This is a genomic window from Sporosarcina sp. NCCP-2222, assembly GCF_023168145.1.
GTDB lineage: Bacteria > Bacillota > Bacilli > Bacillales_A > Planococcaceae > Sporosarcina.
On record NZ_BQYK01000006.1, the window covers coordinates 1 to 11,331 of the forward strand.

General features: G+C 44.7%; 11 protein-coding genes. 1 reads left to right on the forward strand and 10 read right to left on the reverse strand.

The annotated features are described in order from the left end of the window. Positions 1-270 precede the first annotated feature (270 nt). The 9 genes from hpf to NCCP2222_RS13440 form a co-directional block, all read right to left on the reverse strand. Positions 271-834, reverse strand: coding sequence for a ribosome hibernation-promoting factor, HPF/YfiA family (gene hpf / locus NCCP2222_RS13400; RefSeq protein WP_207960623.1), 564 nt, complete (start codon positions 832-834; stop codon positions 271-273). Positions 835-961: 127 nt separating this feature from the next. Next, positions 962-1,339, reverse strand: a complete 378-nt coding sequence (locus NCCP2222_RS13405) for a PilZ domain-containing protein (RefSeq protein WP_248512864.1) — start codon at positions 1,337-1,339, stop codon at positions 962-964. A gap of 64 nt (positions 1,340-1,403) precedes the next feature. Next, entirely contained in the window at positions 1,404-2,882 is a 1,479-nt protein-coding gene (locus NCCP2222_RS13410) for a methyl-accepting chemotaxis protein (protein WP_248512865.1), read from the reverse strand. A gap of 200 nt (positions 2,883-3,082) precedes the next feature. Continuing rightward, the gene (fliT, locus tag NCCP2222_RS13415; protein WP_248512866.1) at positions 3,083-3,421 is read right to left on the reverse strand and encodes a flagellar protein FliT; all 339 of its coding nucleotides are present in this window, start codon (positions 3,419-3,421) and stop codon (positions 3,083-3,085) included. Between the two features lie 11 nt (positions 3,422-3,432). Continuing rightward, positions 3,433-3,834 carry a flagellar export chaperone FliS gene (gene fliS / locus NCCP2222_RS13420; protein ID WP_248512867.1) on the reverse strand — a complete coding sequence of 134 codons (402 nt, stop codon included), beginning with the start codon at positions 3,832-3,834 and terminating at the stop codon, positions 3,433-3,435. Between the two features lie 60 nt (positions 3,835-3,894). Beyond that, a complete protein-coding gene (locus NCCP2222_RS13425; RefSeq protein WP_248512868.1) occupies positions 3,895-5,445 on the reverse strand; it encodes a flagellar hook-associated protein 2 in 1,551 nt (516 codons plus the stop codon). Between the two features lie 15 nt (positions 5,446-5,460). Further along, a complete protein-coding gene (flaG, locus tag NCCP2222_RS13430; RefSeq protein ID WP_248512869.1) occupies positions 5,461-5,829 on the reverse strand; it encodes a flagellar protein FlaG in 369 nt (122 codons plus the stop codon). 137 nt (positions 5,830-5,966) lie between these two features. After that, a complete protein-coding gene (locus NCCP2222_RS13435; RefSeq protein WP_248512870.1) occupies positions 5,967-7,259 on the reverse strand; it encodes a globin-coupled sensor protein in 1,293 nt (430 codons plus the stop codon). 84 nt (positions 7,260-7,343) lie between these two features. Beyond that, positions 7,344-8,051 carry a gamma-glutamyl-gamma-aminobutyrate hydrolase family protein gene (locus NCCP2222_RS13440; RefSeq protein WP_248512871.1) on the reverse strand — a complete coding sequence of 236 codons (708 nt, stop codon included), beginning with the start codon at positions 8,049-8,051 and terminating at the stop codon, positions 7,344-7,346. Between the two features lie 167 nt (positions 8,052-8,218). On the opposite strand from NCCP2222_RS13440, the gene NCCP2222_RS13445 reads away from it, so the two are divergent. Continuing rightward, positions 8,219-10,183: a methyl-accepting chemotaxis protein gene (locus tag NCCP2222_RS13445; protein WP_248512872.1), complete on the forward strand. Its 1,965-nt coding sequence runs from the start codon at positions 8,219-8,221 to the stop codon at positions 10,181-10,183. Positions 10,184-10,225: 42 nt separating this feature from the next. On the opposite strand, the gene NCCP2222_RS13450 is transcribed toward NCCP2222_RS13445, so the two are convergent. Continuing rightward, a partial coding sequence (locus NCCP2222_RS13450; RefSeq protein ID WP_248512873.1) for a gamma-glutamyltransferase family protein occupies positions 10,226-11,331 on the reverse strand: 1,106 nt, incomplete at its 5' end.

Genomic DNA, 11,331 nt, shown 5'->3' on the forward strand with positions numbered 1-11,331 from the left:
TTTGAACGCCAGATAACCGTGGTGAACGCCAGTTTATCCGTTTGAACGCCAGATAACCGCGGCGAACGCCAGTTTATCCGTTTGAACGCCTGATAAACATGGTGAACGCCAGTTTATCCGTTTGAAAGCCTGATAAACGTGGTGAACGCCAGTTTATCCGTTTGAACGCCTGATTACCGCGGTGAACGCCAGATAAACGTCCCACATCTTGCGGCAAAGCAAACTTGTTTCCACAAAAAAACCTCCGGAAGTTTCCGGAGGCTGGATGTGTTAATTCGTTTCGATTAAACCGTATTTGCCGTCTCTACGTTTATAGACGATATTGGTTCCGTCAGATTCTGCATCGGTAAAGATGTAGAAGTTATGGCCAAGCATATTCATTTGGAGGATTGCTTCTTCTTGGTCCATCGGTTTCAGGTCAAACTGCTTTGTGCGGACGACTTGGAAATCGCTTTCGTCAGACGCTTGCTCTTCTTCGAGATTGCGCTCTCTTTCCACGGTTTGCAAGAATGCGGCGACGCCTTCCCGTTCGCGGAATTTGCGGTTCACTCGAGTTTTATACTTGCGGATTTGACGCTCTAGCTTATCGACAATCAAGTCGACTGCGGCGTACATATCGTCGTGCCGTTCTTCCGCACGCAACGTCAAGTTTTTCATCGGAATTGTGATTTCCACTTTTGTTTGCTTGTCGTTGTAGACCTTCAAATTGACGTGCGCTGTTGCGTTTGCACCTTCAGTAAAGTAACGTTCCAGCTTCTGCACTTTCTTTTCGACATATTCCCGAATAGCTGGTGTTACCTCAATGTTTTCCCCGCGGATGTTAAAGTCTAGCATATGAACTCCTCCTTTGTTTATCCGTTGATATATATTTCTCCATATTGCCCTCGAAGTCCTTCTTTAAACTAAAAAGTTTTTTAGAAAGATGTCGAATTGTGACGAAATTACGTCCAGACCTCATTTACTACCGACCTGATTTGACACGTAATTTCAATTCATCGACAATCAACCGGGCAATCAACGGCTGTTCTAAGAAATCAAAGCCATACTGATAACCGTTTTGATACCGTTTCTTCCAAACAATCTTGCCTTCTTGCTCAATTGGCTGTTCATAGAGCGTAAATCGCAAGCGTAGATCCACTTCATGCAATTCCACAGGAATGTCATATTCCGTGTACAATTTGGCACCACCCGAACTAATGTCCAATAGTTTACACCCGCCCGGACTGGATGCCGTCGCATGATGCTTTCCGACCAATAGCCGGAATTCTGCATCCACTGGTTCATCGAAGGAATGCCTAAAATATTCTGTCCGCTTGTACTGCATATCGACCCGCTCCATTTCTACAAACCTTCTATCTCCAGTATAGCAAATCTATAATTAATTATCATTTCTGACACGCTCACTAACTCGTTAATCGATTCGTTGTCTCCATAGTGCCAACTAACGTTTCCACAACATGCTCATTATCGGCTACCGTCGTATGGATGGTGGCATTCACTTCCTCCAGAGCTGCGCTTGACTGTGCCAGCAAATCGGCGAATTCCTTCATCATATTGCCAATGGCAGCCGTTTCATTTCCAATCTCCTTCATGTTGGAATCAAACCTGACAAACTGCTCATGGAACGTCCCTAACGTGTCACGCATCCCCTTCATACGATCTTCCGCCTGTAATGTCACTTGTACTTGCAAATGAAGTTTTTCTCTGCTGTCTGCCAATTTTGCGCTGGATTGTCCATTCACCTTGTTCACATCCGCTAGATTGATATTAATTTCCACCAAGGTAGCTGCGGTCATGGAAGCGAGCTTGCGGATTTCTTCAGCCACGACGGCAAACCCTTTCCCATGGATTCCCGCTCTCGCTGCTTCAATAGAAGCATTCAACGCCAACAAATTGGTCTGCTCTGTTATCGTTGCAATGGATGTTGCCAACTGATTCGTTTTGCCAATATTGGCCGTCAGCGAATCAAAGGAGCCATGTAAAGCGTCAAGGGCCGTCCCGATAGATTCGATGCCGGAGCGGACGCTCTGCACGACCTCCACAATTTCGTTGGATTGTTCTTGCATTTGCAAAGATGCATCACACATAGTATCGCTTTCCCTTTGCATCTCTATGACCTCATTGTTCATCCGCTCCACATTTCGTGCAATCGAAGTAATCTGCGTCGCTTCCTGTTCCACAGAACCGGCGACAGAATCCATGATTTCGAGAAGTTCGTGCTGCGCCGCCAAATGCCGCTTCGCCATTTCTCCAATGTGATTCAAATCAGCCGCCACCAGCCCGACTTCTGCATTCAATTCGTGGTGCTTCCGTTCTTCCTCTTCCGCCCGAAGCCTTTGCTCAGCGGTAAATTTCCCTACTTGCAGTTCCAGTTTTTTCGCCTGCCTAATTTGGATGAATAACCCGATGCCAAGTAGCAGAAAGACAAGAATTAAACTTCCTTTGCTCGTCGCCAATTGTTCCTGGTGTGGATAACGGCTTAAAAAAGTGACCAGCACAAGTAACGCTAGCGTAAACCCATAGCCCATAAGTCCAATGGACACATGGACACTCGTGATGCCGACAATAAAGAATGCGATGCCCACTGTGGCAATAGAAGGATCACCAATCCACCCGTTAAAAAGTGCGGCGCCTGCCGTGCATCCGATAACAACCCACGGGAAAATGGTTTCCATCCCTTTGGAACGGCTGGCCAATACGTATAAAATGACTGCAACCGTGACGGGGATCGCCATACTAATCGTTTTCAAAGCATCCTGTCCGGTCAATAAATAATACAGCGTTCCAATAAAACTGGATGCACCAAGCGTCGTAAATAAAATGAAGTTTTTCTTGCCATATTGCTCCCTTTGTAAAGCCTCCCCCATACCCACTACCATCATGGCCATTCCCCCTTACCATATGATCCATACTCCAGTTTCAATGCCACTAATATGTCTATCGTATTACCGGTGAATGACCATTCATATAGTCAGTTACTCCCGTTAACATTTATTTCAAATTAAAAATTGGGCGATCTACAATAAAACGTACACAAAAAAGACTGCGCCCTTGGAAAATCCAATTCGCAGTCTTTACTATATCATTGCTTTGTATCATAAAAAGTGCCGTCACGTGCCACTTTCCCATAGGGATTAACATAGTTTTTCATATGCTCTTTCTTGGATTGAGTTGCCGAAATATCTGCACGGATCTGTTTGGAATACAAGGTAAGCGATTGAAGGACCTGCTTCTCCAAGGCGACCAACTCACTGCCTGCCGCTTTTTCCTCCGAAGTAAAAGGAGGGAGCATCTCTTTTTGCAGGATGTCTCGTTCATCAAGCAGACGTTCCACTATCTCAATGATAGCATCCCGCTGATCTTCCTCCAGTTGTGCAGTGGCGAGCAGAAGTTCCTTGGATACTTCTTGCCAACGCTTCATCGCGGGCCGAATCATATTTCATCAGTGTGAGCATATTGTTTTTGCCGGTTAATTTGAATAACCTGCTTCCACGTATCGCGAAATTCCGTGATGATGGAAGCCGCTTCGTCGTAGTAGCCCACTTCATTTTTGATATTCGCTTCCAAGAGACGATTGTTGACAAATTCGTACAAAATCATCATATTTTCTGCAACCGGAACCGAAGTATCCAACGTCACCATCAATTCTGAAACGATGGCCTGCGCCTTTTGCGTCGCCGTGTTCTTCTCTTCGATATCTCCTTGATCCAATGCCTTCTTAGCCTGTTGAATAAATTTCAAACAACCATTATATAACATCAACGTCAACTCACCAGGCGTCGACGTATTCACCGAATTGTTCTGATACGTTGCATATGGATTATTTATTGCCATTAGTGCTTGTCTCCTTTAAAGGGATCCCTAGAGATAAGGAATGCATTATTTCACTAGAACTTACTGTCCACCAAACATATTCATCATGTTCGCCGATTGTGCATTGGCCCGCTGGATTGCATTCTCCATTGCCGTGAACTGCTTCCAGTATCGGTTTTCCACCATTTTTAGGCGGTCTTCGAAGCGTTCGATTTGCTTGTTCATGTCGTCAAGGGTCCGGCCTAACAGGAATGTCTTGTTACCTGATCCGGCCTTCCCAGCCCGTTCCGCAATTGTTTTTTGGGTAGTATCAACAGCCTCTCGCAACTGACGAGCTAGACCGGTCGTTTCTTTCCCATCTTCTCCTTTACTAGTTTCCTTTGCAAATAGTTGATGGACCGCATTCGGATTTTCAGCAATTGCTTTTTTTAAGTCTTCTTCTTTAATAACTAACTTACCATAATCCAAATAATCGGATGATGTCGTTATACCAATGTCCTTTAGGGTCATCTTTTTGCCATTGACTTCTACCGAGGTCATCAAGGATGACCTCATTTTATTTAGTAAACTGGAGATTTCGGAATCATTACGGAGAGTCCCGCTTTTCGCCTTCTCCTCCCAAAGTTCGATTTCTTTTTCCTTCATTTCCGACTTTTGCTCAGCACTTAATGGTTGATAGGAACGATATTTTGGCTCGCGAATTTTCTTGTTAAGCTCTTCAATTAATTTGTTGTAGTCATCAACATATTTGACGATTGATTCAAAAATTTTGTCAGTGTCAGGAGAGGAGTTAAAGGAAACTGATTTTCCACCCTCAGCAATTTCATACAGACCCTTATCATTTTTCACATTACTCTTTAATGGAGCAGTCACTTGTTTTAAGTTCATTTCAAATCCATTAATCTGGAATGTATTTGAGGATCTTTCAGTTTGGAGACCATTGAATGAAAAAATAGCGTTTTGTCCTGCTTGTTTTATAACCTCGCTATTCTCAACTGTATTAATTTTTAATGCAGTTGCCAATTCGCCAGTTACTTCAATATCACCTTCCCCACTATTTTTTGAAGACATCGCAATTTTACCCGTATGTTGATCAAAAAAAGCAGTAACGCCTGTCTTTTCATTAATTTGCGCGATTACAGCACCGATTGAATCTCCAACCGAAACAGTCACCTTTTTTGCCTTCTCTTCTCCTGGAGTCTTTATCTCCATAGTTATGAAACCCGAACTAGGTACGCCAATTCCTAAATCCGACAATCGTGTAGTGCTTACTTGTTCACTTGTCAACTTTTCGTGAACTACTTGCCCCCCCTGCAAAGTCGCATTCTTCGCTAGTTGGTGCACTTCAATAGTTCCCGTAAACTCAGCAGACGAACTGATGTTCTTGATAGCAACCTCATCCGAAGAAACAGTCACATTCTTCTTTGTGAAATTGGTTGACATTATCATATTGTCGAACGTATTGCTTGAAAAATCAAATAGTTTACGATTCGCCGAGCGATAATCGTCAAGCTGCCATTCCAAATACTGCTTCTTTTGCGTAATCTTATCCAACGGAATCCGTTGTGCCTTCATCAAATCCTTAATAATCTGTTCGGTATCCATTCCGGATGCTAATCCACCAATTCGCATATCATTTGGTCCCCCTTAAATCTTGTGATCGATGAGTAGTCCGACAAATTCCTTCATGGCGGCATAGATGTCCATGAGTTTCTTGGAAGGAATTTCGCGGACGACTTCGTCTGTTTTTGAGTCGACGATTGTTACGTAGTATTCATTCAGTTTATCATGGAGTTGAAAGCGCAATTGAGTGTTGGCGCTCTCTAGAAAATTGTTCATGCTGTCCGTCATTTGCTGTGCTTTTTCAACGGGCAGAGGCTGTTCGTTGCTGGCTCGCTCCTGCACTTGCGCAGAGATGGCTTGCACTTCCTCTACCATGAAATTTGTTTCTGGCGATGCACTTTCTGCACTTGCACCGATTTGCGGCACAGTGCTTCCCCCGATGCGTCCAACCATAATCCCAATCCTCCTGTACTTATGTACTTCGTTACTATATGTATCGGTTTGTTTTGGATGAAGTTGAGAGAACGAACAGGAAAATTGCCTTTTCTTCTCGAGCACGGCCAAAAACCCAAGGCCTGATTCGCTTCGGGTTATAAACGGCTTGCAGTTTCGTTTAATTCTTCCACAGTCACAGCGATATCCTCAATTACGGTCTGATAATACATCATCTCTTCCAAAAGCATTTCAATAGCCTCTGTCGTATCCTCCACCAGTTGCAAGTTCTCATCCATACTGGCAATTATTTTGTTAAAAGTTCCCTTCGTTTGTCTGGAGCTTTCCATTCCTAATTCCATTTGCTTCTCTGCTATGGTTAGTGTTTGAACCATTCCATCAACGAACCGATGATTCAAGCGAATTAACTGGATCATACGAAAGATGGACTCTTTTGTATCATCCGACAGGTTCTGAATTTCCCTTGCGGCCCGTTCGTTCTTCAAATCTCTTGGAATAAATGGGATAGCTTCAGCCTCTACCCGGAGAGCCAATAAATTAATGTTGTCTGATAAAGTTTTTACTATGTCGATGATTTCGATGACTTCCCAAGAAGATTCTTTCACCACTCTGAACAATTGCTGCACATCAGAAATGCGTGATTTAATCTGTTGCATTTCTTTCCCCAGTCGCTGGGATTCTTCCCGCCCTGCCACCGCCAACAGCTGCGTCGCAGAGGCATTTCTTTCGGACTGTTCCATTGCGTTGGCGGCTTGTTCCCCTTGCTGCTTTACTTTTCTCATGGCGAGCTGGACATTTTGACTAATCACTTGTAGATTCTGGCTTGTTGTTCCGATGTCCGTCTTGATTTCCTTGTTCACTCTGTCGCTTTCATTTGAGCTTCCCTGGACAGGCTGCTCATGGAACTCACTTAATAATGTCTGCTGTTTCAAATAGAAGACCTTCAACAAGACCCGAATGTAGTGGCTTGCATCCTCGCGATTCACCACCACATTTGAAATGAGATCGACTAGTCCATTTTGCAGCATATGGAAAGATGCCCAATACCAGTGGGGTCGCATGACATTTTTTTCATAAACTTTTCCTGCAACCAATGTTTTCTGAAAATCATTCTTTTTGAAATCCCCACTCAACATGTCTTTTACCTGTTCTGTCAGTTTCATCTTAACTACTTCCATTGAACAATTCTTTTTTAGATAAGCACCTACCCCCGGCATGCTGTGCAGCTTGGCAACGAACTGCCAGAGAACCTCATCTAAGTAGGGGTCTATTAGAATACCGAGCTGCTTAATTTCCTCCAATTCCGACTGTGAAAAACCAACAACTTCGAAATGATAAACCAATTCATTAAAATTGGGCACCCACTTTTCTATTTCAGGAGATGCTTGTGTATCCAACAATCCATTTGAAAGCCGATCGCTTATCTTCATCCGTATCTCCTCTCGAAAATCATACTTCTTACGTTATTCATCGACTAATTATTAGGATAGTTGAACTACTTCGCATGGAAATCTTTACAGATTTGAACAGTTTTTAATAAAAACTTCAAATATCTTTTGGGAACACAGGTCTCCTGACGCATGTAACTCTTCCGGATGCCATTGGACACCGAGGACAAACCGATGTTTAGTACTCTCCATTGCCTCAATCACTCCATCTGTTGACTGGCCAGTTACCACAAAAGGACTAGCCACATCACGGACAGCTTGATGATGAAAAGAATTAACACGTATTTCATTCCGCGCCGCAAGTCGGTGCAATATACTATCCTTTGTAAGCGTAACGGCGTGGGAAGCATGACTTTTTGCTGCCTGTTGCTTATGCTGGATCAATGGTTCCACATGTTGGGCAGTTAGGTCTTGATAGACAGTTCCTCCGCAGACAATATTCAACAGTTGCATCCCTCTACAAATACCTAAAATCGGCTTGTCAGCACTCAGAAATTGCCGTGCCAGGGCCATTTCCATCTCATCACGTTCAGGCGTTACTTTGCCGATTTGTGGGTGGGGTTCTTCACCAAACAAATACGGATCGACATCATCTCCTCCCGATAGGACTAATCCGTCCAGTGATTCCTCAATTCGCTTTACGTCCTGTCCAACACCAGCTGGGACAAGAAGTGGCACTCCACCAGCCTGAATAATGGCTCGTATATAGGCATCATGAAGAAATTGTTTAGGTCCTTCAGTCAGATCCGTCGTGATTCCAATCAATGGTTTCATATAAGAGTCAACTCCAATCCTTTTACATGAGTATATGTTGATGTGATTGTATGTGAGCACCGTAGATGGGTTCCACTTTGGTATATTTTACAACCTCTATACCTATTCAAATTTATTCGTGTGATGACGAAATAATAGAGTAACTACTTTTAGAGAGGGATTGTCCTATGTTCAAATCTATTAAAATGAAAATCACTTTTACGGTTGCTCTACTATTTATTTTAGGCATATCCCTCATGACTTTTATGACAAATGACCAAGCAAAGAAGCAATCATCTGTTAACATGATCCAATCCAGTTCTCCCATTGTGGAAGAGATGGGCTACGGCATCACCAATTATTTATTGCAATATGAGAAGGGATTGGACTTCCTGGCAAATTCAGCAGACGTGCAACATAGCGATGAGTCCGCGGCGATGGAACGTACTTTTTCTCAATTCCTGACTTCCTATCACGGTGCGTCTGCAGTGTATTTTGCATCAACGGAGAAGGAACTGACAATCGTTCCTCACAGTGATCTCGGTGACAGCTTTGATCCAACTACCAGATCATGGTATCAAAAAGCCGCTGCTTCTCCGCAAACAATACAATGGTCTGAGCCTTACTTGGACAAAGCCTCAGGAGATTTTGTCATTACCGCCTCGAAAGCGGTTGTGGTCCAAGACAAATTGGTTGGCGTTGCAGCACTTGACATCCAACTGGGCGCTCTCCAAGAGGAACTTTCAAGTGTTGATCTTGGGTATGGAGGTTATCCTGTGCTGTATGATCAAACCGGGACCGCCATTTCTCATCCGACCAAAGCCGGTGAGAATTTGATGAATTTCCCTGATGTTCGTGCTCTATATAAAAAGGAAGCTGGTGTATCTCATTTCACTGATGAAAAAGGCGTGCAGCAGATTAACGTCTATACGACGATGCCTGAATTCGGGTGGAAAGTAGGTGCAGTTTATAAAGAAAGTGAAGTATACGGACTGGCGACATCCTTGCGCAATTCGATGCTTATCATCGCAGTCATCACATTAGCTATCATATTGTCCGCATTATATTTTACGGTACAGAGGATGACAAAACCGATCGGCATATTACGCAAGCTAATGGATACAGTGGCAAAAGGTGACTTGACTGTAAGGTCTGAGAGTCAAACAAGAGATGAAATTGGTGAACTCAGTGGAAACTTTAACACAATGATTGTTCAGATGAATTCCATCATCTCGGTTGTCCGTTCGACTGCCGGAAACGTCCGGTCCAGTTCCGAAAATCTAAGTGCAGTAGCTGAGGAAACTAGTGCATCCAGTGCAGAAGTGGCCCATGCAGTGTCCGAAATCGCAGGCGGCGCCGCAAAATCAGCCGAAGACTCTGAGTTGGTGGCGGAACGGACGGAAGGTCTTGGGATGCAAATCAATGAGATCATCAAGAAAGCAGAAATGATGGCTCAAATTGCCGGTCAAACTAAATCGATGAATGAAAACGGCCAAGTTCAAATGATCAATTTAAGCAATTCCTTTACATTATCTGCAGACCAGTTCCGTGCAATGGTTGAAGGATTTAACGAACTGAATGTCAAAGTAGAAGCGATTGGCGGCATTATGAATACAATTACAGACATTTCAACCCAAACGAACCTCCTCGCCCTCAACGCCAGCATTGAAGCGGCACGGGCTGGTGAACACGGAAAAGGGTTTGCCGTTGTGGCAGAAGAAGTCCGCAAGTTAGCTGAACAATCAACCAGGGCGACAGATGAAGTAAAACATGTGATTCAAGAACTGGTAGACGGTTCACAAAGTACTTCCCAACAACTAGAAGAAACAATTGCCGCATTCAAACAACAGGGAGGCGTCGTCCAAGAAACCGAGTTGACCTTCAATCAGCTCACAAGCCTTATGGAAACGATGCAAGCCTCCATCCAATCCGTTTTACAGGAAATTGAGCGAGTTGCCACTCTCAAGGAGCAAGTGGCATCCACCATCCAAACGATGGCTGCGACAGCCGAAGAAACAGCTGCAGCCTGCGAAGAAGTGAGCGCTTCAACAGACGAACAGTTGCGAGCTATTCAAACTGTGACAGAATCAGCTGTAACTTTGACGGAATTGAGTGAAGAACTGAGCACGGCGATTGAACGTTTTACTGTGTAAGAGAAAAGCGTCAGAGACAACGATGTCCTGGCGTTTTTTTATTCAGCAAACCGCAATCGTCCCATCCGTCCTCGATTCCGTCCCGCCTGCAAGGACGCCTGTCTCCGGATTTCGCCAAATGATTTGGCCACGCCCGAACGAGCCGTTGTCTAACGTCGGTACAATCTCATGGCCAAGGCGGGTAAGCGCCTGTGCCAAGTGGTTAGGGTAATTTGGCTCCACATGGACTTTATTTCCTTCCACCCACTGCCAGCGAGGTGCGTCTAGCGTCGCTTGCGGATTCAGTTCATAGTCAATCGTATTGATGACGACTTGAAAATGCCCTTGCGGCTGCATGAACCCGCCCATTATTCCGAATGGACCGATTGCCTGTCCATTTTTCGTTAAAAATCCAGGGATGATCGTATTGAATGAACGTTTGCCTGGCTTCAGCACATTCGGATGGCTGGGATCGAGCGAGAAGTCCACACCCCGATTCTGCAATGCGATGCCCGTGCCCGGCACAACAATGCCGGAACCGAACCCCATATAATTCGACTGGATGAACGACACCATATTCCCCTCTTCATCCGCTGTAGCCAAGTAAACTGTACCGCTTTTCGGCAAATCATATGGTTCGGGCACTGTCGCGCGATCCGTAATGAGCTGCGCACGCTTTTTTGAGTACTCCTTTGATAATAAATGCTCCACGTCAACGGGCATATCCCGTTCTTCCGTTATGAACGCCTTCCCGTCAACGAATGCCAGCTTCATCGCTTCAATCTGTTCGTGCAGTGTTTTCACGGTGTTTGGAACAGCCGGGCTTAATTCAGAAAAAATATTGAGTGCCATCAGTGTCACGACTCCCTGGCCGCTTGGAGGAATCTCCCACACATCGTACCCTTTGTAGTTTGTCGAGATCGGTTTGACCCACTCCACTTCATACTTTGCGAGATCGGATTTTCGCAAATAGCCGTTATGAACTGCAACATGGGCATCAATTGCGTCCGCCAATTCGCCGGTATAGAAGGCGTCCGCATCTGTCTCACCAATCAATCGAAGTGTCTTTGCATGCCCCGGCGATTTCCACATGTCCCCTGTTGCTGGAGGGTGCCCATCAGGGGCAAACGTTTTAAACCAATCGTCAAATTCACTGGAATTTTGCGCCT

Excerpts from the sequence above, each read along its gene's own strand:
- NCCP2222_RS13435 (WP_248512870.1), bottom strand. The coding sequence starts at position 7,259 with ATGAAGATAAGCGATCGGCTTTCAAATGGATTGTTGGATACACAAGCA.
- NCCP2222_RS13445 (WP_248512872.1), top strand. The coding sequence starts at position 8,219 with ATGTTCAAATCTATTAAAATGAAAATCACTTTTACGGTTGCTCTACTA.
- NCCP2222_RS13405 (WP_248512864.1), bottom strand. The coding sequence starts at position 1,339 with ATGGAGCGGGTCGATATGCAGTACAAGCGGACAGAATATTTTAGGCAT.
- NCCP2222_RS13440 (WP_248512871.1), bottom strand. The coding sequence starts at position 8,051 with ATGAAACCATTGATTGGAATCACGACGGATCTGACTGAAGGACCTAAA.
- fliS (WP_248512867.1), bottom strand. The coding sequence starts at position 3,834 with ATGGCAATAAATAATCCATATGCAACGTATCAGAACAATTCGGTGAAT.
- fliT (WP_248512866.1), bottom strand. The coding sequence starts at position 3,421 with ATGAAGCGTTGGCAAGAAGTATCCAAGGAACTTCTGCTCGCCACTGCA.
- flaG (WP_248512869.1), bottom strand. The coding sequence starts at position 5,829 with ATGGTTGGACGCATCGGGGGAAGCACTGTGCCGCAAATCGGTGCAAGT.
- NCCP2222_RS13410 (WP_248512865.1), bottom strand. The coding sequence starts at position 2,882 with ATGATGGTAGTGGGTATGGGGGAGGCTTTACAAAGGGAGCAATATGGC.
- hpf (WP_207960623.1), bottom strand. The coding sequence starts at position 834 with ATGCTAGACTTTAACATCCGCGGGGAAAACATTGAGGTAACACCAGCT.
- NCCP2222_RS13425 (WP_248512868.1), bottom strand. The coding sequence starts at position 5,445 with ATGCGAATTGGTGGATTAGCATCCGGAATGGATACCGAACAGATTATT.